Origin of the sequence: Thioclava indica, assembly GCF_000714545.1 — a bacterium.
In the GTDB taxonomy this organism is placed as follows: Bacteria; Pseudomonadota; Alphaproteobacteria; order Rhodobacterales; family Rhodobacteraceae; genus Thioclava; species Thioclava indica.
In genome coordinates, this window is the sequence record NZ_AUNB01000013.1 from 1 (window position 1) to 24,373 (window position 24,373).

The 24,373-nt window shown below is 61.2% G+C and carries 29 protein-coding genes, 1 tRNA gene and 1 other RNA gene; 21 read left to right on the plus strand and 10 right to left on the minus strand.

The features are described from left to right. Positions 1-198: hypothetical protein (locus DT23_RS19835; RefSeq protein WP_205618214.1), on the plus strand; the 198-nt coding region annotated here is incomplete at its 5' end. Between the two features lie 9 nt (positions 199-207). Here DT23_RS19835 and DT23_RS19350 read toward each other — a convergent pair. From DT23_RS19350 to DT23_RS04520, 3 genes are all read right to left on the minus strand, one after another. Then, positions 208-861, minus strand: coding sequence for a hypothetical protein (locus tag DT23_RS19350; protein WP_156023853.1), 654 nt, complete (start codon positions 859-861; stop codon positions 208-210). A gap of 115 nt (positions 862-976) precedes the next feature. Further along, a complete protein-coding gene (gene purU, locus DT23_RS04515) occupies positions 977-1,864 on the minus strand; it encodes a formyltetrahydrofolate deformylase (RefSeq protein WP_038128735.1) in 888 nt (295 codons plus the stop codon). Positions 1,865-1,985: 121 nt separating this feature from the next. Beyond that, positions 1,986-2,417: a DUF1801 domain-containing protein gene (locus DT23_RS04520; RefSeq protein WP_038128737.1), complete on the minus strand. Its 432-nt coding sequence runs from the start codon at positions 2,415-2,417 to the stop codon at positions 1,986-1,988. Positions 2,418-2,510: 93 nt separating this feature from the next. Here DT23_RS04520 and DT23_RS04525 point away from each other — a divergent pair, with 93 nt between their 5' ends. After that, positions 2,511-2,780, plus strand: coding sequence for a DksA/TraR family C4-type zinc finger protein (locus tag DT23_RS04525; protein WP_038128740.1), 270 nt, complete (start codon positions 2,511-2,513; stop codon positions 2,778-2,780). 2 nt (positions 2,781-2,782) lie between these two features. Here the strand turns inward: DT23_RS04525 and DT23_RS04530 are convergent, their stop codons facing one another. Together DT23_RS04530 and DT23_RS04535 are read right to left on the minus strand one after the other, a co-directional pair. Next, entirely contained in the window at positions 2,783-3,541 is a 759-nt protein-coding gene (locus DT23_RS04530; protein ID WP_038128743.1) for an FG-GAP repeat domain-containing protein, read from the minus strand. Continuing rightward, positions 3,541-3,864 (minus strand): 2Fe-2S iron-sulfur cluster-binding protein, encoded by a 324-nt coding sequence (locus tag DT23_RS04535; RefSeq protein ID WP_038128746.1) that lies wholly within the window; start codon positions 3,862-3,864, stop codon positions 3,541-3,543. Before DT23_RS04535 ends, DT23_RS04530 begins: the two co-directional genes overlap by 1 nt. Before the next feature lie 211 nt (positions 3,865-4,075). Between DT23_RS04535 and DT23_RS04540 the strand changes: the two genes are divergently transcribed. From DT23_RS04540 to DT23_RS04555, 4 genes are all read left to right on the plus strand, one after another. Then, the gene (locus tag DT23_RS04540) at positions 4,076-4,594 is read left to right on the plus strand and encodes a peptidoglycan-binding domain-containing protein (RefSeq protein WP_038128750.1); all 519 of its coding nucleotides are present in this window, start codon (positions 4,076-4,078) and stop codon (positions 4,592-4,594) included. 105 nt (positions 4,595-4,699) lie between these two features. Next, complete coding sequence (locus DT23_RS04545; RefSeq protein ID WP_038128753.1) at positions 4,700-6,721, plus strand: ASKHA domain-containing protein; 2,022 nt, start codon at positions 4,700-4,702, stop codon at positions 6,719-6,721. A gap of 204 nt (positions 6,722-6,925) precedes the next feature. After that, the gene (locus DT23_RS04550) at positions 6,926-7,492 is read left to right on the plus strand and encodes a fasciclin domain-containing protein (RefSeq protein WP_038128755.1); all 567 of its coding nucleotides are present in this window, start codon (positions 6,926-6,928) and stop codon (positions 7,490-7,492) included. A gap of 119 nt (positions 7,493-7,611) precedes the next feature. Further along, positions 7,612-7,685, plus strand: a tRNA-Gly gene (locus DT23_RS04555). A gap of 17 nt (positions 7,686-7,702) precedes the next feature. Here the strand turns inward: DT23_RS04555 and DT23_RS04560 are convergent. Next, positions 7,703-8,785: a PQQ-dependent sugar dehydrogenase gene (locus DT23_RS04560; protein ID WP_038128757.1), complete on the minus strand. Its 1,083-nt coding sequence runs from the start codon at positions 8,783-8,785 to the stop codon at positions 7,703-7,705. A 118-nt stretch (positions 8,786-8,903) separates the two neighbouring features. On the opposite strand from DT23_RS04560, the gene ffs reads away from it, so the two are divergent. The 9 genes from ffs to DT23_RS04600 all read left to right on the plus strand — a co-directional run bounded on the left by ffs (position 8,904) and on the right by DT23_RS04600 (position 15,990). Continuing rightward, an RNA gene (ffs, locus tag DT23_RS18795) (signal recognition particle sRNA small type) lies at positions 8,904-9,000 on the plus strand. Between the two features lie 133 nt (positions 9,001-9,133). Next, positions 9,134-9,985: an MBL fold metallo-hydrolase gene (locus DT23_RS04565; RefSeq protein ID WP_051697040.1), complete on the plus strand. Its 852-nt coding sequence runs from the start codon at positions 9,134-9,136 to the stop codon at positions 9,983-9,985. A gap of 63 nt (positions 9,986-10,048) precedes the next feature. Then, positions 10,049-11,782, plus strand: coding sequence for a DNA polymerase III subunit gamma/tau (locus tag DT23_RS04570; RefSeq protein ID WP_038128759.1), 1,734 nt, complete (start codon positions 10,049-10,051; stop codon positions 11,780-11,782). A gap of 68 nt (positions 11,783-11,850) precedes the next feature. Beyond that, positions 11,851-12,195 carry a YbaB/EbfC family nucleoid-associated protein gene (locus DT23_RS04575; protein WP_038128761.1) on the plus strand — a complete coding sequence of 115 codons (345 nt, stop codon included), beginning with the start codon at positions 11,851-11,853 and terminating at the stop codon, positions 12,193-12,195. A gap of 16 nt (positions 12,196-12,211) precedes the next feature. Next, positions 12,212-12,811 carry a recombination mediator RecR gene (gene recR, locus DT23_RS04580; protein ID WP_038128764.1) on the plus strand — a complete coding sequence of 200 codons (600 nt, stop codon included), beginning with the start codon at positions 12,212-12,214 and terminating at the stop codon, positions 12,809-12,811. Positions 12,812-12,960: 149 nt separating this feature from the next. Continuing rightward, on the plus strand, positions 12,961-13,626 hold the full coding sequence (gene fzlA, locus DT23_RS04585) for an FtsZ-binding protein FzlA (protein ID WP_038128766.1): 666 nt from the start codon (positions 12,961-12,963) through the stop codon (positions 13,624-13,626). Positions 13,627-13,690: 64 nt separating this feature from the next. Continuing rightward, on the plus strand, positions 13,691-14,719 hold the full coding sequence (gene queG, locus DT23_RS04590) for a tRNA epoxyqueuosine(34) reductase QueG (protein ID WP_038128854.1): 1,029 nt from the start codon (positions 13,691-13,693) through the stop codon (positions 14,717-14,719). A gap of 49 nt (positions 14,720-14,768) precedes the next feature. Continuing rightward, positions 14,769-15,710, plus strand: a complete 942-nt coding sequence (locus DT23_RS04595) for a DMT family transporter (RefSeq protein ID WP_038128769.1) — start codon at positions 14,769-14,771, stop codon at positions 15,708-15,710. 94 nt (positions 15,711-15,804) lie between these two features. Further along, positions 15,805-15,990 (plus strand): hypothetical protein, encoded by a 186-nt coding sequence (locus tag DT23_RS04600; protein WP_038128771.1) that lies wholly within the window; start codon positions 15,805-15,807, stop codon positions 15,988-15,990. A gap of 68 nt (positions 15,991-16,058) precedes the next feature. On the opposite strand, the gene DT23_RS04605 is transcribed toward DT23_RS04600, so the two are convergent. Next, a complete protein-coding gene (locus tag DT23_RS04605; protein WP_038128773.1) occupies positions 16,059-16,928 on the minus strand; it encodes a branched-chain amino acid aminotransferase in 870 nt (289 codons plus the stop codon). A gap of 152 nt (positions 16,929-17,080) precedes the next feature. On the opposite strand from DT23_RS04605, the gene DT23_RS04610 reads away from it, so the two are divergent. From DT23_RS04610 to DT23_RS04635, 6 genes are all read left to right on the plus strand, one after another. Further along, positions 17,081-17,578: a MarR family winged helix-turn-helix transcriptional regulator gene (locus DT23_RS04610; RefSeq protein ID WP_038128776.1), complete on the plus strand. Its 498-nt coding sequence runs from the start codon at positions 17,081-17,083 to the stop codon at positions 17,576-17,578. After that, positions 17,578-18,288, plus strand: a complete 711-nt coding sequence (locus tag DT23_RS04615; protein WP_038128777.1) for a response regulator — start codon at positions 17,578-17,580, stop codon at positions 18,286-18,288. The genes DT23_RS04610 and DT23_RS04615 overlap by 1 nt, the downstream gene beginning before the upstream one ends. Before the next feature lie 323 nt (positions 18,289-18,611). Then, a complete protein-coding gene (gene petA, locus DT23_RS04620) occupies positions 18,612-19,172 on the plus strand; it encodes a ubiquinol-cytochrome c reductase iron-sulfur subunit (protein ID WP_038128778.1) in 561 nt (186 codons plus the stop codon). Positions 19,173-19,183: 11 nt separating this feature from the next. Continuing rightward, positions 19,184-20,506, plus strand: a complete 1,323-nt coding sequence (gene petB / locus DT23_RS04625) for a cytochrome b (RefSeq protein WP_038128779.1) — start codon at positions 19,184-19,186, stop codon at positions 20,504-20,506. A 20-nt stretch (positions 20,507-20,526) separates the two neighbouring features. After that, positions 20,527-21,330: a cytochrome c1 gene (locus DT23_RS04630; RefSeq protein WP_156023854.1), complete on the plus strand. Its 804-nt coding sequence runs from the start codon at positions 20,527-20,529 to the stop codon at positions 21,328-21,330. Positions 21,331-21,467: 137 nt separating this feature from the next. Further along, positions 21,468-22,250 carry an NYN domain-containing protein gene (locus DT23_RS04635; RefSeq protein ID WP_051697041.1) on the plus strand — a complete coding sequence of 261 codons (783 nt, stop codon included), beginning with the start codon at positions 21,468-21,470 and terminating at the stop codon, positions 22,248-22,250. Positions 22,251-22,257: 7 nt separating this feature from the next. Here DT23_RS04635 and DT23_RS04640 read toward each other — a convergent pair whose 3' ends face one another. From DT23_RS04640 to DT23_RS04650, 3 genes are all read right to left on the minus strand, one after another. Further along, entirely contained in the window at positions 22,258-22,884 is a 627-nt protein-coding gene (locus DT23_RS04640; RefSeq protein WP_038128781.1) for a TetR/AcrR family transcriptional regulator, read from the minus strand. 130 nt (positions 22,885-23,014) lie between these two features. Then, positions 23,015-23,287 carry a glutathione S-transferase family protein gene (locus DT23_RS04645; protein WP_156023855.1) on the minus strand — a complete coding sequence of 91 codons (273 nt, stop codon included), beginning with the start codon at positions 23,285-23,287 and terminating at the stop codon, positions 23,015-23,017. 21 nt (positions 23,288-23,308) lie between these two features. Beyond that, entirely contained in the window at positions 23,309-24,316 is a 1,008-nt protein-coding gene (locus DT23_RS04650; RefSeq protein WP_051697042.1) for a PhoH family protein, read from the minus strand. Between the last annotated feature and the right edge of the window lie 57 nt (positions 24,317-24,373).

The window sequence follows — 24,373 nt, forward strand, 5'->3', positions numbered from 1 at the left end:
ATCCGGTGTGAACGGCGCACCGTTTACCCTTTTTTAGTGGACAACGATCAAGCGATCCGCCTGATGCTGCGGGAACTCAATCGATCTTCGAATGGCAGCTTGGAGCCCAAAACACCGACTTTCTGCGGTGCATCTAAAGTACACTCTTGGGAAACACAAAACAGCGCGCAGGAAACTCGGCTCAAATGTGAACCTTAAGTGATAGAGTTAAACGGGAAGCAGGAGATATTCTGCAAATTCTTCAGTAAACTCAAATCGGTCGACATTGTTGTACGTCGTGTCATTAATCGCGTCATAATTTTGCATCACTTTCAGCATCGGCTTCAAGTTGTCGTGGTCTACAAAATAATATTGGAAAATAGGGTTCTCTGGGTCGCCATTGTAGGACCAATTCTTGGAACCAATGATGAATTCACGAGTGAATGGCGCGCTTGCTATATCGCCCCGCATTTCCGCCACAAGGCTTGGCATCTTGTCTTCAAGCTTCTGAAAGCTCCGAGACACTACAATTGCAAACCCGCGAATGCCTAGATACGCACGCATCTCAGCTAGGGTTTTCCACTCTCTAAGTTGATCAATGGAATGACTGGTGACATCCACATCTATCAGCCTGCTACAGGTCTGGCAGAGCCAAATACCATTTTCGGCAGCGGCTCGTTCCTCAGCAGTCAAAGTAGAATCATACCTCGGCCCACCCTCAGCAGCGGCAGTAATGTGCGCGGCAACACCAATACTGGCGCTCTCGTCGGCGCCGTCCGGTCCAATAGTCGGGCACAAACAGGTCTGGTTTGAACAGCGGTAACCTGCACGTTGCGCAATTGTTCTTATTACGGGAGCACTAAAATCGTCACGTTTTGCCATGCCTAGAGAAATACGGCATCAGAAGCTCTTTGAAAAGCAGTCGTTGTCCGCGTGGTGGGAAGGTCGGCTCCGTCCGCAAACCCACCCCCGCAACCTCGCGCAACGCCAACCCCCTTCACCCCATCCGCTCAGACGCATAGGACCCCGGTGACGCGGGAAACACCACTGTCTTGTTATCGTTGATGAAAACACGGTGGTGGATATGGGCATGGATGGCGCGGGATAGCACTTGTGCCTCGACGTCGCGGCCAAGGCTGACGTAATCCTCGGGGCTTTGCGCGTGGGTGATGCGCACGGTGTCTTGCTCGATGATCGGGCCTTCATCGAGATCGGCGGTGACGTAATGCGCCGTCGCCCCGATCAGTTTCACGCCACGCTCATAGGCCTGTTTATAGGGGTTCGCGCCCTTGAAAGAGGGTAGGAACGAGTGGTGGATGTTGATAATCCGCCCCGACATTTTCTGACACAGCGCATCCGACAGGATCTGCATGTAGCGCGCCAGCACCACCAGTTCGGCACCGGAGTCCTCAACCACCGAAAGCAGACGCGCCTCGGCCTCGGGTTTGTTTTCCTTGGTCACCTTGATGTGGTGAAAGGGGATGTCGTGATTGACCACAACCTTCTGATAGGTCAGATGATTTGACACCACGCCAACAATCTCGATCGGCAGCGCACCGATCCGCCAGCGATACAGCAGATCATTCAGGCAATGGCCGAAATTCGACACCATCAGGATGACCTTCATCTTGTCACCGGCATCGCGCACCGCCCAGTCCATCGCGAAACTTTCCGCCAGCGGCGTGAAGGCGGCACGGATGGCATCGGCCCCTGCACCCTTTTCCGAAACAAAACTGACGCGCATGAAAAACTGCCCCGTCTTGGGGTCGTCATATTGATGCGAGTCGGTGATATTGCAGCCCTGATCGGTCAGCACATTGGCAATCCCCGCAACGATTCCGCGGGTCGAGGGGCAGGCTACGGTCAGAACATAGGCGGCGGTCATGCTGGCATCCTTTCGAACTCTGCGCCAAGCCTTAGCGCGGCGGGATATCAGGCACAATCAGGGTTTCACGCGCGTTTGGCTGGGGGGAATGCGACAGCGCGGCGCTGAAAAGCGGCGCATGTCAGGACGCGCGCGACTGGCGCAGGTGATAGCGCAGCGCATGTGCGATCAGGAACGAGAGCTTGTCTTCGGGCAGCGCCGCGCCAGGTTCGAAAAGAACCGCGCGATTGCCCTCATAGGTGAAATCCTGCGGGAACCGGTCGCGAAATGTCGGGATGATCCGGCTTTGGCAATGCGCGTAAATCGCGAAACCGCCGGTTTTCGGCATGCCCAAGCGCAGCGTCGAGCCTGCTTTCGTCTCGGGCGTCAGATAGGCGGGCTGGCCCCATTTCAGCGTCTCCTCAATCCGCCCGATCTCGGGCAGGCGCGCGGCTACGGCGAAGATCATCGCGCGCAGTTCCAGCAGCCCTGCGCGCAGTTCGACGGGAAACTCCGCAAAACGGCGCGCGACCTGCGGGTCGATGAAAGGTGGATCAGCGAGGGGGTCGGTCATGGCGCAAGCCTACGCGAAACCACGCCGTTTCCCTACCGGTTTTGACGCAGCCCGCCCCGCGCCCTAGGTTATAAAGGGCAATGGAGGTGCAATATGGCAGGCGGCTGGGCAAAAGACGGCGCGGTGAGCGAGCAGATCGAAGCCTCGATCAATGACGAATTGGCGCGTCTCAAGGCGCAGCGCGGCCCCGTGGGCGACAGCTTGGCCTATTGCGCGGAATGCGGCGAGGAAATCCCCGAGGCCCGCCGCGCCGCCATTCCCGGCGTCAAACTCTGCGTCGATTGCGCCAACGAACGCGATGCGAAAAACCGTGGACGGGGCGGGATCAATCGACGGGCCTCTAAAGACAGTCAGTTAAAATAGGGCTAGATTTTGCAAGCGAGTGCGGCGTCGAATGCAGCGGGCGATGTATCGGCCCCAAGCTCGCGACGCGTCACGCGCCCATCAGAGGCGAGCCGCAGCGCGAGCAGCTTGGACCAGTCGAAACTGGACACGATCATCTCGGGCTGTTGGCCGCAATCGCGCAAGCCGCCCAGCGCGTGATCGGCTCCGAAACGGTGATTGGTGATTTTCAACCCCCGCCCGATCTCGGTTAACTGGCCGGACGCATAGCGATAGATCACCAGCTTGCCCAACCGATGAGGCGCGTCAATCAATGCGATCTCGGATTGCCCGTCGCCATCCAGATCGCCCGCGCCAATGACGGACAGCCAGTGATTACGCTCGCCGACGAACGGGCCATCAGCGGCTAAAACTGGCTTGCCATTCTCGAGCGTTAGCACCAGCAGCCGCGATCCCTGCGTCAAGCTGGATTGCACCACGATGATTTCCGGCACGCCATCGCCATCCAGATCCATCACGCGCGGCGCGGTGTCTTCCCAGACAAGCTCAGGGCCAAGCGTGAGATCATAGGTCAAGTTCGTCGCGCCGGTAAACAGACCCGTGCCATCCCCTGTCGAGCGGCGCACGGTGATGCGCAGGCTCTCGTATTCATGCCCCGATCCAAGCGCGCCGTGACCATAACGCGCGGTGGGATTGGCGAACTGCGCGGTGGCGGACATTTCCGCATGCGCAGGCAGAGCCGCGGCGATCAGCGCAGGCGCCAGGATCGCCGCAACACGCATCAGATCTGCTTTTCGGGGATGTTGACGATCAGCCCGTCCAACTCGTCCGTGACCTTGATCTGGCAGGTCAGGCGCGATTTCACCGGATCGGGGTTCCATGCGAAATCGAGCATATCCTCTTCCATCGAATCCTTGGCGGGCAGCTTGTCGACCCAATCCTGATCGACATAAACATGGCAGGTCGAGCAGGCGCAGGCGCCACCGCAATCTGCATCAATGCCGGGCACGCCATTGTCGCGCGCGCCTTCCATAACGGTCATGCCGGGCTTTACCTCGATCTCGTGACGGGTGCCGGTATGTTCGATATAGGTGATCTTTGCCATGTCAGCAGGCCTCTTTGTCATTGATTGCTCTACCCGGAATACCTTTGGGCATCCTTCGATCTAAGGTGCTTTGCGCAATTTGACCAGAGGCGGATGGCCGCGCGCGCGGGAAGCGGCGCGTTCACGGGGGATTGCCGCGCGCGCGCAGTCTTGTAGTCTCGCGCGCAAGTTGACGGAGGGCGCATCGGTGCATCACAGGCAAAATTACGGCATGAAAGCCGCCCTGTTATTGGCGGCGCTGGCGCTGGCGGGATGTCAGGAAACGTCTTCGGGCGCGCCCAAACGCCCGCCGCCCAAAAGCCTTGCATCGGAAATTTCCACCAAGGCCCCGGCCCCTGATGCCAAGGATTGCTACGCCCAGATCAACACCCCCGCGCAGGTCGAAACCGTGACCGATCAGGTGCAGATCATGCCCGAGCAGCGCGATCCGAAAACCGGCGAGATCACCCAGCCCGCAATCTATCGCGAGATGAGCGCCCAGCGCATGATCGAGGCCGGCAAGCCGCGCTATTTTCGCGCGATGTGCTCGTCTGATCTGACGCCGGGATTCGTGGCGATGGTGCAGCGGGCGCTGGCCGCGCGCGATCTGTATCACGGGCGCGCCGATGGCAAGCTGGATCCGGCGACGGGGCGCGCGATTGCTGCCTATCAAGCCCCGCGCGGTCTGGATAGCCCGACACTGAGTTTGCGCGCGGCGCAGGAATTGGGTCTCTATATCTACACGCCCTGACCGCCTCATGAAGATGATGACGATTTCTGGGGCCGCCGCGTCGGTTGCGGGCTTTGCTCGGGCGGGCGCACGCCTTAGAACAGGGCAAACGGGCAGGAGCGTGACATGACCGACGATGTGCAGGTGATCTTTACCCCCTCGGGCAAGCGGGGCCGCGTGGCGCGCGGCACGCCGGTTCTGGCGGCGGCGCGCAAGCTGGGCGTCGATCTGGATTCGGTCTGCGGCGGGCGCGGGATTTGTTCGAAATGCCAATGCTCGCCCGGTTACGGGGATTTCCCCAAACACGGGCTGCATGTTGAGGCCGACGCCCTGAGCCCGATCAATTCGGTCGAGGAACGCTATGATCGCGTGCGCGGGTTGAAACCGGGGCGGCGCTTGGGCTGTCAGGCGCAGATTATGGGCGATGTCGTGATCGACGTGCCCCCCGAAAGCCAGGTGCATAAACAGGTGGTGCGCAAGGCGGCATCCGAGCGCGTGATGGAGATGGACCCGGCCACGCGCGCCTGTTTCATCGAGGTCGCCGAGCCCGACATGCACGCCCCCGAGGGTGATTTTCAGCGCCTCGCCCATGCGCTCGAAAGCCAGTGGGGGATCGCGGATCTGCGCGCCGATCTGGCGATGCTAAGCAAGCTGCAACCGGTGCTGCGCAAGGGCGACTGGAAAGTCACCGTCGCCGTGCACGATCAAGGCGAGGGGCCGCAGCTTACGGCGCTGTATCCCGGCTTGCGCGAAACCCCGCTTTACGGGATCGCGATTGATCTGGGCTCGACCACGATTGCGGGGCATCTGGTGGCGCTCGATGACGGTCGTGTGCTGGCCAGCGCGGGGCGGATGAACCCGCAGATTCGCTTTGGCGAAGATCTGATGAGCCGCGTGTCCTATGTGATGATGAACCCCGGCGGCGATGTTGAAATGACGCAGGTGGTGCGCGATGCGATGGGCGATCTGGCGCGCGAGTTGGCGCAAGCGGCGAGCATTGACACGGGTGAAATCGTCGAGGCCACGGTGGTGTGCAATCCGGTGATGCACCATCTGCTGCTGGGAATTGATCCGGTGGAATTGGGTCAGGCCCCCTTTGCGCTGGCGACGTCTGACAGCATGGACCTGCCCGCGCGCGCGCTGGGCTTTGACGCAGCGCCCGGTGCGCGCGTCTATATTCTGCCGCTGATTGCGGGGCATGTCGGCGCAGATGCCGCCGCCGTGGCGCTATCCGAGGCCCCCGAAACCCGCGAGGATCTGTCGCTGATCGTCGATGTGGGCACCAATGCCGAGATATTGCTGGGCAATTCGAGCCGCGTGCTGGCCTGCTCCTCGCCCACCGGCCCCGCCTTTGAGGGCGCGCAGATTTCCAGCGGCCAGCGCGCTGCGCCGGGTGCGATTGAGCGCATCGAGATTGATCCCGCCACGAAAGAGCCGCGTTTCAAGATTATCGGCAGCGATCTGTGGTCCACCGATCCTGACTTTGGCACGCCTCTGATCACCGGGATTTGCGGCTCGGGCATCATTGAGGCCGTGGCCGAAATGCGCATGGCGGGGATTGTCGATGCCTCGGGGCTGATCGGATCAGCCGCGCAGGTCGGCAGCGCGCGTAGCGTGCCCAACGGGCGCACCCATGAATATCTGATCCATGACGCCAGCCCCGACGGGCCGCGCATCACCGTGACCCAAGGCGATATCCGCGCCATCCAATTGGCGAAATCCGCGCTGTATGCCGGGGCGCGGTTGTTGATGGATGAGATGGGGGTGGATGTCGTGGACCGTGTCGTGCTGGCAGGGGCGTTTGGTGCCCATATCAGCCCGAAACACGCGATGGTGCTGGGCATGATCCCCGATGCGCCGCTGGGCTCGGTCAGTTCGGCGGGTAATGCGGCGGGCACGGGGGCACGCATGGCGCTGTGTTCGGTCAAGGCGAGGCGCGCGATTGAGGCGCAGGTGAAACGCATCACCAAGGTCGAGACCGCGATCGAGCCGCGCTTTCAAGAGCATTTCGTCGCCGCCAACGCCCTGCCCCACGCCACTGCCCCCTTCCCCGAGCTGCGTAAGATCGCGCCTCTGCCCGATGTGAGCTTCAACACCGGCGGATCGGGCGACGACGGTGGCGGGCGGCGGCGCAGGCGGCGCGGCTGATCGCTTTTGCTGTGTTCGGGAGGGGGCGCTGCCCCCGCCCTGCGGGCCCCCCGGAGTATTTCTGGCTAGATGAAAGCTGAAAAACGGCGCGGATTTGCGTGCTCACGTTTTCGTGATCATTTTAAAGTGATCGGTTTTGGCGACTGCTCTCGTAACCCTTGCATCACGGCGGGAATGATCCTGCCCCACACCAGGGAGAGACCTATGACCAACATGTTCCGCAAGTTTGCTGCTCCGATGATTGCTGCCTCGATTGCGCTGGCTGCACCGGCCTTTGCCGAAAATATGAACCCGATGGTTGGCGGTGCGAAAATGTACGCCAACAAGCCGATTGCCGCGAACGCCTCGGCCGCGCCGAACCTCACCACGCTTGTGGCTGCTGTCAAAGCCGCTGGTCTTGTTGACACGCTGTCCGGCCCGGGCCCGTTCACCGTTTTCGCGCCGACCAATGCCGCGTTTGACAAGCTTCCCGCGGGCACCGTTGAGACGCTGGTGAAGCCCGAGAACAAGGAAACGCTGACCCACATTCTGACCTGCCACGTTGCAAGCGGTGTGATCTCGGCTGAGAACATCGTGAAAACCATCGAGATGGGCAAAGGCAAAGCCACCATCGAGACGCTGGGCGGGTGTAACCTGACCGCGACGATGAAAGACGGCAAAGTCATGCTGACCGACCCCAAAGGCGGTGTCGCGACCGTTGAAGTGGCCGATGTCAAGCAATCCAACGGCATGGTCCATGTCATCGACACGGTGATGCTGCCCAAGATGTAAGCTGTTTCCCTTTCAGCTTGCGATACGCGCCCGGATGGCCTCTGTGCTGTCCGGGCGTTTTGCTGCGCGATCCCTCTTGACCGGGACGCGCGGCTGTCTTAGCTGTGCGGTCGCGCCATGCGGGTATGATGTAATGGTAGCCTGTCAGCTTCCCAAGCTGAACGCGCGGGTTCGATTCCCGCTACCCGCTCCAGCGCAGATCCGCCCAGCTTATTTCGGGACCAGCCGATAAAGCGCGCCGTCATTGGCGTCCTGGATGATCCAGACCTGACCCTGCGGCCCGACGGCGACATCGCGCACCCGCATTCCCAGATCCCAGCGCGCCAGTTGATCCGACCCATCGCCCGCGACCAGCGCAAGCCCCTGCCCCGCCAGCCCGCCGATCAGCAGATCGCCTTGCCATTCAGGGAAATCACGCCCCTCGTAAATCGCCAGCCCCGCAGGCGCGATCACCGGCGACCACCAAAGTTTCGGTGCGGCCAGATCGGGACGCGTGTCGTGGTCGGGGATTGGCAGGCCGGAATATTGCCGCCCGTTCGACACCAGCGGCCAGCCGTAGTTGCGCCCCGGCTTGATCTCGTTCAGCTCATCGCCGCCGCGCGGGCCCATCTCATGCTCCCACAGGGTTCCATCGGGGCTGAAAGCAAGCCCATAGGCATTGCGATGCCCCTCGGACCACGTCTGCGCACGCACGCCTCCCGCGTCATATTGCGGGTTGCCGGGGGCGGCTTTGCCCTCACGCGTCAGGCGCAGAATTTTGCCGCGCGGGTTGTCGGGGTCTTGGGCCGTATCGGGCAGCATCCGATCCCCGACGCTGAGATAGAGCATTCCGTCTGGGCCAAAGGCGATGATTCCGCCGGGCTGACCACGCCCGCCGGGCGTTTGCTGCCAAAGCGTCTTAATCCCCTCCAGCCGATCCGCGCGCAGCGTGCCGCGCGCCAGAACCAGCGCGTTTTGCGGTGAGACATAGGTGAAATAGACCGCCTGCGTTTGCGCAAAATCAGGCGCGATGGCGACATCGAGCATCCCGTTCTGGCCGCTATATTGCACCTTTGGCAGCCCTTTAAGTTCGCTCACGCGACCTTGGCCCACGCGCCACATCCGGCCCGGTTTGCCGCTCACCAGCAGATCGCCCCCCGGCAGCGGCGCAATCGCCCACGGGTTTGGCAGGCGCGCCACGGCTTGCAGCGCAAAGGGGGCTTCGCGACTGGCGGGTTTTTCGCCCACATTCTGCGCAAGCAGCGGTTGGCCAAGCCCGAGAGCAAGGATCACGGCGGTCAAACGAGTTCGCATAAGGCACCTCCTAAGTTCAAAGATGGGGCTCGCGGCGCTGTGAACCACCCCAAAGCGCCAAATTTCGCCCTGCTCAAACGGGTTGCGAATCCGCGCGCCTGCCCCTATATCACCGCTTGAGAGGTTGGCGCGGGCGAGCGCCTCGCCAACCCGGTCAGATCCGGAAGGAAGCAGCCGCAACGAGCCCCGCTTGGGTCGCTGTCCAGCCTCTCACCCTTTCCCTGCTTCGCCATGACATTTGCGAGCCAAGGCTGCGCGCGGATAGTTTCGCGCCAAAGGGAGAGTCATATGATGCGTTTCGTTCTGGCCCTGCTGGCCCTGCTGCCGCTGCCGCTGGCGGCGTAAACTTTGCATAGCACCGAGGTGGCCCCCGACACCTACGCCATTCAAGGCCCGTTCGGGCAGCGCAACGCCGAGAACCTTGGCAATAACGCGACATTCGGGGTGATCGTGACCGATGCGGGTGCGATTCTGGTCGATGCGGGGGCCTCGTTCAAAGGCGCGCAGGCGCTGGATGAGGTCATCAAAACGCTGACCGATCAGCCGGTGAAATACGTCATCAATACCGGCGGGCAGGATCATCGCTGGCTGGGCAACAGCTATTGGCAGGCGCAGGGCGCGCAGGTGATTGCAAGCGAGGATGCGGCGGCCGATCAAAAGGCGCGCGGCTCGATGGAACTGACGATGCTGGACGCGCTGATGGGCAAAGCGGCGCTGGCGGGCACTACGCCTGCCTATGCCAATATCACCTTTGATGATCACCACAGCCTGACCCTTGGCGGGCGCGAGATCGAGATCACCCACCCCGGTCCCGCCCACACGCCGGGCGACAGCTATGTCTGGCTGCCCGCGCAATCTGTGATGTTCACCGGCGATATCGTTTTTGTCGGGCGTATTCTGGGCGTGCTGGATATGTCTTCGTCAAAAGGCTGGATCGCCGCCTTTGACGATATGGCCGCCCATAACCCCAAGGTGGTCGTGCCCGGTCACGGCCCCGCCACCGATCTGGCCACCGCGCGCCATGACACTTACGACTACCTAAACAATCTGCGCACCCAGATGGCCACCTATATCGAGGGCGGCGGCGAGATCATCGGCTCGGTCGAGGTCGATCAATCCGCCTTCAGCTATCTGCAAGATTTCGACATGCTGGCCAAACGCAACGCGCAGGCGGTGTTTTCGCAGATGGAATGGGAATGAGCCGGGTGGACCTTGCGCGCACGGGAGCCTAATCTAGCCGCTGAACCCAAGGCCGGAGCCCCGATGAGCGAAACGCAATACCAAGTCCTCGCGCGTAAATACCGCCCCGCGACCTTTGCCGATCTGATTGGTCAGGAACCGATGGTGCGCACGCTGAAAAACGCGTTTGCCGCCGACCGGATCGCGCAGGCGTTTATCATGACGGGGATTCGCGGCACCGGCAAAACCACCACCGCGCGCATCATCGCCAAGGGGCTGAACTGCATCGGTCCCGACGGCAAAGGCACCCCCACGACCGAGCCCTGCGGCGAATGCGAACATTGCATTGCCATCGCCGAGGGCCGTCATGTCGATGTGATGGAGATGGACGCTGCCTCGCGCACCGGGGTTGGCGACATTCGCGAAATCATCGAGTCGGTGCATTACCGGGCGGCCTCGGCGCGCTACAAAGTCTATATCATCGACGAAGTTCACATGCTGTCCACGAGTGCGTTTAACGCGCTGCTCAAGACGCTCGAAGAACCGCCCGCGCATGTGAAATTCATTTTTGCCACGACTGAAATTCGCAAGGTTCCGGTGACGGTTCTGTCGCGTTGCCAGCGCTTTGATCTGCGCCGGATCGAGCCAGAGGTGATGATCGACCACCTCAAAACCATCGCGGCAAAGGAAAATGCGCAGATCGCCGATGACGCATTGGCGCTGATCACGCGCGCAGCCGAAGGGTCGGTGCGCGATGCGATGAGCCTGCTTGATCAGGCGATTGCGCATGGCGCGGGCGAAACCACCGCTGAACAAGTGCGCGCGATGCTGGGGCTGGCCGATCGCGGGCGGGTGCTCGATCTGTTTGACATGATCCTGCACGGTCAAGCCGCCGAGGCGCTGACCGAACTTTCCGCGCAATATGCCGATGGCGCTGACCCGATGGCGATCCTGCGCGATCTCGCCGAAATCACCCATTGGGTGTCGGTGATCAAGGTCACGCCCGAAGCCGCCGAAGACCCGACCGTGCCGCCAGACGAGCGCAAGCGCGGACAGGAAATGGCGGGCGCAATTCCGATGCGGGTGCTGACGCGGCTGTGGCAGATGTTGCTGAAATCCATCGAGGAAGTCGCGGGCGCGCCCAATACGATGATGGCGACCGAAATGGCGATCATCCGCATGACGCATGTCTCCGACCTGCCCGATCCCGACACGCTGATCCGCAAGATCCAGCAGGGTGCGGGGGCTGGCACGCAAGCCGCCGGACGCGGCGCCGCGCCTGCAACCAGCCCGGTGCATGGTGCGACGTTGCGGGCACGGCGCGCAGGCGGTGGCGCTGTGGCCGTTGCACAGGCAAGCCCGGCTGAGGCGCCCGATGCGCTGGCGCGCTTTGCCAGCTTTGACGATGTGATCGACCTGATCGCGCGGATGCGTGATATGACGCTACTGCTTGAAGTCGAAAGCAACCTGCGCCTTGTGAATTACCGCCCCGGCCGGATCGAGTTTGAACCCACCGAGCGCGCCTCGCGCGATCTCGCCGCCACGCTGTCTGCGCGTCTGCAAGGCTGGACCGGCGCACGCTGGGGGGTCTCGGTTGTGTCCGAGGGCGGGGCGCAAACCATCGCCGAGGTGAAAGCCGCGCAGATGGATCAGGCCAAGGCCGAGGCGATGCACAACCCGCTGGTCGCTGCCATCTTTGAGGTCTTCCCGCAGGCGAAATTTGACGAGATCACCGATGCTGCCGCCCTGGAGGCCGAGATCACGACCGAGGCGCTGCCCGAAGTTGATGACGAATGGGATCCCTTCGAGGATGGCTAAGCGCGCGGACCTTGTCGCCAGCCCTGCCGATGCGTATCTGTGACAAAACGATCTAACAGGAGAAAGCGATGTTCAAGGGACTGGGCGCAATGGGCGACATGGCCAAGATGATGAAGGCCGCCAAGGAAATGCAGGAAAAGATGGCGCATCTGCAATCCGAGCTAAGCGCGATTGTCGTCATCGGTGAGGCGGGCGGCGGTCTGGTGCAAGCGCGCGCCACAGCCAAGGGCGAGTTGACGGGACTGTCGATTGATCCCTCGATCCTGCAAGCCTCGGAAAAGGAAGTCGTCGAAGACCTGATCCTCGCTGCCGTCAAGGACACGCAAGCCAAGGCCAAGGAACGCGAAGGCGAAGAGCAAAAACGCCTGCTGCGCGAAATGGGCCTGCCCGAGAATATGGAACTTCCCGGTTGATCGGACGGCGCTGCCAATGACCCAAGGGCGCGACGAGATTGAGGGGCTGATCGCGCTGATGGCGCGGCTGCCCGGTCTTGGGCCGCGCTCGGCGCGCCGCGCGGTGCTGCACCTGATTTCCAAACGCGCGCAACTGATGGCGCCACTGGCCGAGGTGATGGCCGATGTCGCGCGCAACGCCCGCGAATGTGCGCGCTGCGGCAATATTTCGGGCCAGCCAATCTGCACCATCTGCGAGGACGAGCGCCGCGCTATCGGCGAGATCTGCGTGATCGAGGATGTCGCCGATCTCTGGGCGATGGAGCGCGGCCACGCCTTCAAGGGTCGCTACCATGTGCTGGGCGGCACGCTGTCCGCACTCGATGCCATCGGCCCCGAAGAATTACGCATCCCCGACCTGATCGCGCGCATTCAAGACGAAGGCATCCGCGAGGTGATCCTCGCGCTCAATGCCACGGTCGAGGGCCAGACCACCGCCCATTACATCGCCGAGGCGCTTGAACCGATGGGGGTTTCCGTCACCAGCCTCGCGCAGGGCGTGCCAATCGGAGGCGAGCTGGATTATCTCGACGACGGCACCATCCAGGCCGCCCTGCGCGCGCGCAAAGCGTTCTAAGCTCCGCTTTCATCTAGCCCTAAATACTCCCGCCGGAGGCCCCGGCCGGCCAAGCGCGCTCTCGCTGGCGTCATCGCTCGCCCATTGAACCCTCGCCCGCGTCTCGCTATCAGAGAGACATCCCGAAACGAGCCGCGAGACCGCCACCGATGATCCGCCTCTATCATGTCGCGCTATCCCCCTATTGCCGCAAAGTCCGCCTCACGCTGGCCGAGAAAAAGCTTGAGGTCGAACTGGTCGAAGAACGCTACTGGGAGCAGCAGGCCGATTTTCTGCGCCGCAACCCGGCGGGCAAGGTGCCGGTGCTCAAGATGGACGGCATGGTGATGGCCGAAAGTCAGGCGATCTGCGAATATATCGACGAACGCTACCCCGAAGCCCCCTTGCTGCCCCGCGATGCGGCCGCGCGCTATGAGGTGCGCCGTCTGTGCGCGTGGTTCGACGATAAATTCAATGCCGAAGTGACCAGCAAGGTGATGGGCGAACGGGTCTGGAAGAAAGTCCGCAAAGAGGGCTATCCCGACAGCAAGACCGTGAAAGCGGGGCTGTCGGCGATCAAGTTTCACCTTGATTACATGGGCTGGCTTCTTGATCAGCGCCGCTGGCTGGCGGGCGATGTGATGACGCTCGCCGATTTCGCCGCCGCCGCGCATCTGAGCTGTCTCGATTACATTTCCGATGTGGATTGGAACCGCTCGGAGGCGGTGAAGGATTGGTACGCCAAGATCAAATCCCGCCCGGCGTTCCGCTCGCTTCTGGCCGATCAACTGTCGGGTATGCCGCCTGCCCCGCAATATGGCGAGCTGGATTTCTGAACGCGCGCTGGGGGTTTTGCACCCCCAGACCCCCGCAGGATATTTCTATCAAGAGGAAGAGGCCGTGGACGATCTTAAATCACGGCTGGTGGGCAAAGCGCTTGAGGAAGGGTTTTCCAAGGCGCGCGTCACGACGCCTGATGCGATTCCGCAAGCGGCGACGCGGCTTGAGGCGTTTGTGGGCGCCGGGATGCATGGCGAGATGGGCTGGATGGAGGAGCGGCGCGTTTGGCGGGGCGATCCGACGGCACTTTGGCCGCAGGCGCGCTCGGTGTTGATGTTGGCCGAGAGCTATTCGCCCGACTATGATCCGCTAAAGCTGTTGGAGCAGCATGATCGCGGGGTGATTTCCGCTTATGCGCAGGGGCGCGATTATCATGATCTGGTCAAGAAACGGCTGAAACGGGTCGGGCGCTGGTTGCTGGAACAAGCGCCCGAAGGCGAGATCAAGGTGTTCGTCGATACCGCGCCGGTGATGGAGAAACCGCTGGCGCAGGCGGCGGGTTTGGGCTGGCAGGGCAAGCACACCAATCTGTTGGCGCGCGATCTGGGCAACTGGTTTTTCCTTGGCGCGATTTTTACCACATTGGAGTTGGCACCCGATAGCCCCGAGGTCGAGCATTGCGGCAATTGCACTGCCTGTCTGGATATCTGCCCGACGCAGGCCTTTCCCGCGCCGTTCCAGCTTGATGCACGCCGTTGCATTTCTTATCTCACGATTGAACACAGCGGCCCGATTGATCTGGAATTGCGCGCCAAGATGGGCAACCGGATTTATGGCTGTGATGATTGTCTTGCCGCCTGCCCGTGGAACAAATTTGCCGCGGCAGCCCGCGAGACCCGCTATCATGGCGGGGTGGGCGCGCCACCTTTGGCAGAACTCGCTGCGCTGGATGACGCCGCCTTTCGCGCGCGGTTTTCCGGCTCGCCTGTCAAGCGGATCGGGCGGGACCGGTTCTTGCGCAACGTGCTGTATGCGATTGGCAATTCGGGGGATGAGGCGCTGGCACAGGCTGCGCGAGTGCATTTGACAGATCCCAATCCCGTGGTTGCCGAGGCGGCATCTTGGGCGCTGGCGCAGTTGGGGGCATAAATTGCATGCGCGCTCTGGCATCGGCGCGCGCATCTGTTAGGGAACGTGTATGACCGCCCCCGCCCTCACCTCGCCTGCGCCATTCCTTGGCATCGCTCTGAAACTGGGCACGGTGACCGGGTTCGTCATCATGCAGGCACTTATCAAGGCGGTATCGGACACGATTCCCCCCGGTGAGGCGGTGTTTTTCCGCTCGGCCTTTGGCCTTGTGCCGCTGCTTATCTGGCTGGCATGGCGGCACGAGTTGCGCGGAGGCTTGCGCGCGGCCAAGCCGATCAACCATGTGATGCGCGGGGTGATCGGCACGACGGCGATGGCGCTGAGCTTTGCCTGCCTTGCCTATCTGCCGCTGCCCGAGGCAACCGCTTTGGGCTATGCCGCGCCACTGCTAACGGTGGTGTTTGCCGCGCTTTTCTTAGGCGAGACCGTGCGGATTTTTCGCTTTTCAGCCGTGGGCCTAGGGCTTGCGGGGGTTTTGGTCGTGCTGTGGCCACGGCTTGGCGGGTCCGGGCCCGCGCAAGGGGCCGAGGCGTTTGGCGCGGCTCTCGCCTTGGCGGGCGCGACCTGCGCGGCCTTGGCGCAGATCCAGATCCGCCGGATGGTTAACACCGAGCGCACCTCGGCCATCGTGTTCTGGTTTTCGATCACGGCAACGACGCTGTCGCTGGCCTCGATTCCCTTTGGCTGGGTCATGCCAACCCCGCGTGAGGCGACCCTGCTGATCTTGGCGGGGCTGATTGGGGGAACGGGGCAGATCATGCTGACCTCGGCCTATCGGTTTGCCGATGCCTCGCTGATTGCGCCGTTTGATTATGCCTCGATGCTGATGGCGTTGGCGATTGGTTATGTGTTTTTCGCCGAAATTCCAACGGCATGGACGCTAAGCGGCGCGGGGCTTGTGATCTGCGCGGGCATCTTGATTATCTGGCGCGAGCGGCAATTGGGGCTGGAGCGGCGGCGCGCACGCAAGGCGGGATCTACGCAGGCGTAAGCACGAAAGAGCGAGCCATTTGATCTAGGGCATGCCGACTCGGGAGAAATCTGCTATAAACGGACCCTCAGCGACCAAAAGAGGAGCCTAAGCGATGTCCCGTCATATCACTGACCACGCCAGATCCGCCTCGGAAGGCGCACGTTTAAAGCGTTTTCTCGAGTTGCAACGCAAGGAAGGCATTCATCCCGCCGTGCAAGAGCTATCGCAGCGCGCGCATGGGAATTCTGGCGCGCGCGTCACGCAGTTTGTGCGTATCGAGCGCCACGAAGAGACCTGAAACCGCCCGTTTGAACGTCAAAAGGGCGCGTTCTGCGACGCGCCCCTCACTGTCGTTGTTATCGCAGATTAGCGGCGCACGAGTTTCTCGTAGGTTTCCGCGATGTCACGCGTCAGCGCGCCAACCTCAAAGGTAAAGCCGCCGATTTCCGACACCGGGGTGACTTCGGCGGCGGTGCCTGTCAGCCAGCATTGTTCGAAATCAGCCAGTTCGGTGGGCTCGATCCGGCGCTCATGCACAGTGATGCCCTTGTCCTTGAGCAGCCCGATCACGGTCTGGCGGGTGATCCCGTTCAAGAAGCAATCGGCTTGCGGCGTGTGCACCTCGCCATCTTTGACAAAGAAGATATTCGCGCCCGTCGCCTCAGCCACATAACCGCGCCAATCCATGAACAGCGCGTCCGAATAGCCGCGATCCTCGGCGGCGTGTTTGGACATGGTGCAGATCATATACAGACCGGCGGCCTTGGCCTCGACGGGAATGGTGCGCGGGTCGGGGCGGCGCCATTTCGCAATATCGAGCCGCGCGCCCTTCATCTTGGCATCGCCGTAATAGTTGCCCCATTCCCAGCCAGCCACGGCCAGCCGCACCGGGTTCTTGCGCGCCGAAACGCCCATGTCATCGCCCGCCCCGCGCCACGCCACCGCGCGCACATAGGCGTCGGTCCAGCCATTGGCCTTGAGCATCGCATATTTCGCCTCTTCGATTTCATCGACCGAAAAGGGGATTTCCATATCCAGCAGATTGGCGGAGCGGCGCAAACGCTCGGAATGCTGGCGCGATTTGAAGATCGTGCCATTGTAGCAGCGTTCGCCTTCAAATACCGAGGAGGCGTAGTGCAGCGCGTGGGTAAGAATATGGACATTGGCATCACGCCAGTCCACCAACGTCCCATCCATCCAGATCTTGCCATCGCGATCATCATAAGCCCCGGCCATCTTACTCTCCTTGGCATCTTGCCATTTTACGAATGTTGCGCAGTTTAGGACCGAAGCGGTCGTTTGTTGCGCAGAAACTGCCGTTCGCTAACAGTTCGATCTTGGATAGTCAACAAGACTGACTTAAAGTCACGAAAAAGAGAGAGGGTGAGATGGCCGATAGTGGAACTCCGGGGGGCGAAACCCTTCTGTTTCTTACCGATGAGCAGCTCAGACGTGGGATCGAAGCCATGTTCTTTGCCTATCGCGCGTTTACTGCCGATCCTGACAGGCTTCTGGAAGAGCATGGCTATGGCCGCGCCCACCACCGCGCCCTGCATTTCATCAATCGCCAATCGGGGCTGACGGTCACGACGCTGCTGGCGCTGCTGGGCGTGACCAAGCAATCGCTGAACCGGGTGTTGCGCACGCTGATCGAGGATGGTCTGGTTGAAAGCCGGGTGGGGCGGCGCGACAAGCGTGAGCGCCAGTTGTTTTTGACCGAGGAAGGTTTAACCCTTGAGCGAGCATTGTCCGAGGCACAGCGGGGCCGGATGCGCAGCGCCTATCGCGCCGCCGGGCCGCAGGCTGTGGCGGGGTTTCGTCAGGTTCTTGAGGCAATGATGGGGGCTGACTTGCAGCGAATTTATCAGCAGATGAAGGAAGAGTAATGACTTTTCAGGCCGACCAGCATCTGTTGATCATTGATGATGACGAACGCATCCGCACGCTTCTCAAAGGCTTTTTGCAGCGCCACGGGTTTTTGGTGACGGCGGCGCGGGATGCTGCTCATGCGCGGCGGTTGCTGGACGGGCTCGATTTTAACCTGATTGTGATGGATGTGATGATGCCGGGCGAGGACGGGCTTAGCCTGACGCGCGATCTGCGCAAATCCATCGCGACGCCGATTTTGCTGCTGACGGCGCGCGGCGACACGCGTGAACGCATCGAGGGGCTTGAGGCGGGGGCGGATGACTATCTCGCCAAGCCGTTCGAGCCAAAGGAATTGCTGTTGCGCATCAACGCGATTTTGCGCCGCACGCCCGACCTGCCTGAATCCGGGCCGAAATACCTGTCGCTCGGGGCGCTGCGCTATGATCACGACCGGGGCGAGTTGTGGGATGGCGAGGCGTCGGTGCGTTTGACCGCAACCGAAGTGCAGTTGATGAAAATCTTTTCCGCGCATGCGGGCGAGGTGATCTCGCGCAGCGCGCTGATCGAGGAACTCGGCCGCGATCGCAGCGCGCATGACGAGGGCGGCGGGGATCGCGCCGTTGACGTTCAAATCACCCGTTTGCGGCGCAAGATCGAGCGCGACCCGCGCGAGCCGCGCTATCTGCAAACGGTGCGCGGGCTTGGCTATATGCTCAGCCCCGATTGAGGCGGGTTGAGACGCGCAAAGCCGTGTTCACGAAACCTCACGCAACCTCACGAAATTGATTCGTTTCGGCGTCTCTAAAGATTTGATCTTAGGCTTGTCTTTGTCCAACATGGTCGAGACGATCATCACTTTTTGCCTGCCCAGACTGAATTGACCCTGCGTGATATGGCACACAGTCGCAATTCGTGCCCCCTGCGGTAGAATGCGTTCTGGACTGACAATTCCGTGATTGCTATGAGAGCAGGCATGTTCGGGCACACTATACCGTGTGCCCCGGCACGTCACTATCGGCCAAGATCCTCGGCCCCGGAAGGAGAGACAACGTGTCCCACGCAGATGATACCGCAGGCACCCGGAGGGATTTCCTCTATTACGCGACCGCCGGCACCGGCGCAGTCGTAACCGGCGCCGCCGTTTGGCCCTTGGTCAATCAGATGAACGCCTCGGCGGACGTCAAGGCAATGTCGTCGATCTATGTCGATATTTCGGGCGTCGAAACCGGCACCCAGCTGACCGTCAAATGGCGCGGCAAGCCGGTGTTCATCCGGCGCCGCACCCAGGAAGAGATCGACATGGCGCGCGCCGTGCCGCTGGACGAGCTGGTCGATATTTCGGCTGAAAACGCCAACAAGCCCGACGCCGAGGCCACCGACGAGAACCGCACGATGGACGAAGCCGGCGAGTGGCTGGTGATGATCGGCGTGTGCACCCATCTGGGCTGCGTTCCGATCGGCAATATGTCGGGCGATTTCGGCGGCTGGTTCTGCCCCTGCCACGGCTCGCATTACGACTCGGCCGGACGCATCCGCAAGGGGCCTGCACCGCGCAACCTCGACATCCCGGTGGCGCAGTTCACCGATGAAACAACAATCCTGCTGGGCTGAGGAGACCACTTATGTCGGGCATTCCCCACGACCATTACGAGCCCAAGACGGGCCTCGCAAAATGGGCGCACTCGCGCCTTCCCATTGTCGGGCTTCTGTATGACACGCTGATGATCCCCACGCCCAGAAACCTGAACTGGTGGTGGATCTGGGGCATTGTGCTGGCGTTCTGTCTGGTGCTGCAAATCATCACCGGCATCGTGCTGGCGATGCACTACACGCCCCATGTCGATCTGGCTTTCGCCTCGGTGGAACATATCATGCGTGATGTGAATGGCGGCTATATGCTGCGCTACATTCACGCCAACGGCGCCTCGCTGTTCTTCCTTGCGGTCTATATCCATATCTTCCGCGGTCTCTATTACGGCTCGTATAAAGCGCCCCGTGAGATCACATGGATCGTCGGTATGATCATCTACCTGTGCATGATGGGCACGGCGTTCATGGGCTATGTGCTGCCTTGGGGTCAAATGTCGTTCTGGGGTGCCACGGTGATTACCGGCCTGTTTGGCGCAATCCCCGGTATCGGGCCAAGCATTCAGGCATGGTTGCTGGGCGGACCGGCGGTGGATAACGCCACGCTGAACCGCTTCTTCTCGTTGCACTACCTGCTGCCCTTCGTGATTGCAGCACTGGTGATCGTGCATATCTGGGCCTTCCACACCACGGGCAACAACAACCCGACCGGCGTGGATGTGCGCAAGACCTCGAAAGCCGAGGCCGAGAAAGACACCCTGCCCTTCTGGCCCTATTTCGTTATCAAAGACGTGTTCGCCCTGGCGGTGATCTTGCTGGTTTTCGCAGCGGTTGTAGGCTTTATGCCCAACTTCCTTGGCCACCCTGACAACTACATCGAGGCGAACCCGCTTTCGACGCCTGCGCATATCGTGCCCGAATGGTATTTCCTGCCCTTCTACGCGATCCTGCGGGCCTTTACGGCAGATGTCTGGGCGGTGATGCTGGTGAACTGGCTGTCATTCGGGATCGTGGACGCCAAGTTCTTTGGTGTGGTCGCGATGTTTGGCGCGATCATCGTGATGGCGCTGGCTCCGTGGCTGGATACCTCCAAGATGCGCTCGGGCAGCTATCGTCCGATGTTCAAATACTGGTTCTGGCTACTGGCCCTCGACTTCGTGGTGCTGATGTGGGTGGGCGCGATGCCGACCGAAGGGATCTACCCCTACATCTCGTTGATCGGCGCGACCTACTGGTTCGTGTACTTCCTGGTCATCCTGCCGCTGCTGGGCCTGATAGAGAAACCCACCACGCCGCCTGCCACGATTGAGGACGATTTCAATCATCACTACGGCATCAATCAAACTCCGGCTGAGTGAGTCAGGAAGAGGGACGCAAAATGAAAAACTTTCTGATCTCTGCAATCTCGGCCCTGACGATCGGTGCGGCGGGTCTTGTCGCCGCTCCGGCACTGGCGTCCGAGGGTGGCCATGTCGAGAATATCGACTTCTCGTTTGAAGGCCCGTTTGGCACCTATGACCAGCAACAGCTTCGTCGCGGATTTCAAGTCTACCGCGAGGTTTGCTCATCATGCCACGGGCTGAAATTCGTCGCCTACCGCTCGCTGGCGGATGGTGACGGGCTTGGCATGGACCCCGCTTGGGTGCGCGCCTATGCCGCCGAGCATGACGTGATCGACAAGGAAACGGGCGAGGACCGCCCCGCCAAGGAAACCGATCACTTCGCCACCGTGACCGGCGAGGGCATGGGACCGGACCTGTCGCTGATGGCCAAGGCACGCGCGGGCTTTCACGGCCCCTACGGTCTGGGCATTAACCAGTTCTTCAAAGGCATGGGCGGGCCGGAATATATCTATTCCATCCTGACCGGCTATGACGGCGAAGAAAAGGAAGAGGCGGGGTCGTATTTCTACGGCAACCACACCTTTGCTGGCGGCTGGATCGCAATGCCTCCTCCGCTATCGGACGAGCTGATCGAATATGAAGACGGCACGCCCGCAACGGTGCATCAAATGGCCGAAGACGTATCCGCCTATCTGATGTGGACGGCAGAACCCAAGCTGCAACCGCGCAAGCGCTGGGGCTTTGTCGCCGTGCTATTGCTGGTGGTGCTCAGCTCGCTGCTGTACCTCACCAACAAAAAGTTGTGGGCGCCGCATAAGGGCAAGCATGTCAATCTGTAATCGCCGCTAAAGCAAAACCAAGACGCCCCCTCCGCCGCGAGGGGGCGTTTTTCGTTTGACGCGCTTGCGCGTCCGCGCAACGGTTGCATGATCGCTGGGCCGACCTATCTCGCACTACAAACTACAAGGAAACTTCGATGTCCGATCTGCCCGAATTCGTCCATGCCGCCCCCTCTCAGCGCGCGCCGCGACTGTGCGTTCTGATCGACGCTGATAACGTGCCCGCCTCTTATGCCGGTGTGATCTTTGAAGAGATCGCATCTTTGGGTGAGGCGTCAGTGCGCCGGATCTATGGCGACTGGTCGGCGCAGCGGCTGGCCGGTTGGGCGAAACGCGTGGCGGAATTGGGTCTGGTCGCCGATCAGCAGTTTTCCAACACCAAGGGCAAGAATGCCTCTGACATCGGGCTGGTGATCGCGGCGATGGATTTCCTGCATTCCAATCTGTTTGACGGGTTTGTTCTCGTGTCCTCTGACAGCGATTTCACCCGGCTTGCGGCGCGTATCCGCGAACAGGGCCTGGATGTGTACGGCATCGGCGAGCAGAAAACCCCCGAGGCATTTCGCAAAGCCTGCAAGCGGTTCATCTACGTCGAAAACCTTGGCGCGGCCGACACAAATGCGCCCGGCAAGCCCTCTGAAAAAGGCGTCCAGAAAGACCCGTCCCCGCAAACGACAAGCGGTGGCAAGCAATCCCCCACAGCGGCAATCCCGATCATCTCGAACGCGATGAAAGCGATCGGGCTAGAGGAGGAATGGTATTCGCTGGGCCAGCTTGGCCAGTTCATCACCCAAGCCAATCCCGATTTCGACACCCGCACCTATGGCAGCGCCAAGCTGTCGGATCTGCTGTTGAAAACCGGGCGCTTCCAGTTGCAACGCGGTGAGGGAAATCAGTGGATGGTGCGCGATCTCGCCTGAGGCCAGATCAGCGCGCCTTCGTTCCATAACGCGCCATGAACATCGCCACCGCGCCGCGGATCACGCGCTCTTTGTCAGTAACGGCCGGGCGGCCTTCGACGCCAAAGACCAGCTTGGCATGCAGATCCGCCTTGCACAGCTCGGCAAACAGATGCGCGGCGAGATCAAGATCGTCGATGGCCAACTCGCCCCGCGCAACCGCCTTTTGAAAATACTCCAGCAAAGTACGATGCACCAACGCAGGGCCAGAGGCATAAAAGGCGCGGCCCAATTCGGGAAAGCGTTCGCCCTCGGCCACGCAAAGCCGATAAATCCCCTGCCCCAGATCCGAGACCATGAAGTCCATGATCTGGCGCGCGGCAATGCTCAGGACGATTTCCGGCGGTTGGTCGAAATTAATCTCGGCCAGCGCCTGATCGGCTTGGCGCTGACATTCAGTCTTGGCGACTTCTAGAAACATCAGCCGCTTGTCGGGGAAATAGCTGTAAAGCGTGGCTTTCGACACGCCCGCTTCCTTGGCGATATCATCGACCGAGGCGCCATCATAGCCGTCACGCAAGAACACCTCACGCGCGCCTTCCAGCACCTGATCGAACTTGCGACCGCGATTGATTTGCCCTGTAGCCGACATCATGCCTCCGCACCCGGACGGGGTGTCCGGGCGGCAAGAATAAACCGCCCGGTTCAGTCGGGGCAAGGGCGCGAAACGTCACGTCATGTCAGCCATCAGGGCGCTATCATAGGCCTCTGTCTGCCCAGGACTTTCACGCGCAACGCTCAAGCCACGCGTTGGTCACGCCATCGTCGGGCGTAAAATCGGGAAACCAGAGATAGGGCGAGGCCACCAGCATATCGGCCGCCGGGTAGCGATCGCCCAGCAGGTCGTCGCTGCGATCAAGTGCGCGGCGCAACTCGGCCGTGACCGCTGCGCGGCTGGCCGAGGAAACAGGGGTGTCCGAGCGCCCCGCCGCGTGCCGATGCTGCGCGACTATACGGCGGCGATACGCAAACGCGCCCACCCGAGGGCGGACGCGCAAGGAAAATTGCTGGGCTGAAGATTACAGCTCGGCGCTTTCATAGGCCTCGATGATCTTGGCAACCATCGGGTGGCGCACCACGTCCTTCGAGGTGAAATAGTTGAACGAGACGCCCTCGACACCGTCCAGAATGCGTTCCGCATCGGCTAAGCCTGAGGGCATACCACGCGGCAGATCAACCTGAGAGCGATCCCCCGTGATCACCATGCGCGAGCCCTGCCCCAGACGCGTCAGAAACATCTTCATCTGCATCGTGGTCGCGTTCTGCGCCTCGTCCAGCACCACGAACGCGTTAGACAAGGTCCGCCCGCGCATGAAGGCCAGAGGCGCGATCTCGATGCGCTTTTCCTCGGTCAGCTTGGCAAGCTGCTTGGCAGGCAAAAAGTCATTCAGCGCGTCATAAAGCGGCTGCATGTAGGGATCGACCTTGTCCTTCATGTCGCCGGGCAAAAAGCCCAGACGCTCGCCCGCCTCGACAGCCGGACGCGACAGGATAATCTTGTCGACATGCCCGCCGATCAGCATGGTCACGCCCACGGCCACGGCAAGATAGGTCTTGCCGGTGCCCGCAGGCCCGATGCCAAAGGCTAGCTCGTTTTCAAACAGGTGCTGCACATAGGCTTTCTGCGCCTCGGTGCGCGGCTCGACCTGTTTCTTACGGGTGCGGATTTCATATTTGCCGGCGGCGAACATCTCTAGCTGTTCATCCATCGACGTGCCAGCGCCGCCCAGATCGGCCAGACGCAAAGCCGCGTCCACCTCTTCGGCGTCAATCGGTTTGCCCTGCTCGAGTCGCTGATACAGCTGGTGCAGCACGGCGGCGGCCTGAAGCTGCGCTTCGGTACTGCCAACGACGGCAAGTTGATTGCCGCGTCGCAGAACATGGACCTGCAATTTATGCTCTATTTGGGCGAGATTGCGGTCAAATTCACCGCATAAATCGATCAATAGCCGATTGTCGGGGAACTCAAGAAGCGTTTCATGAACGTCCTGAGAGCGAGGCGGGGGTGTGATCGCACTAAAGCCCAAAAAGAGTGTCTCCCTAAGCTGGGTATGTAGATATATGGTGCCTGCCTTAGGGGATTC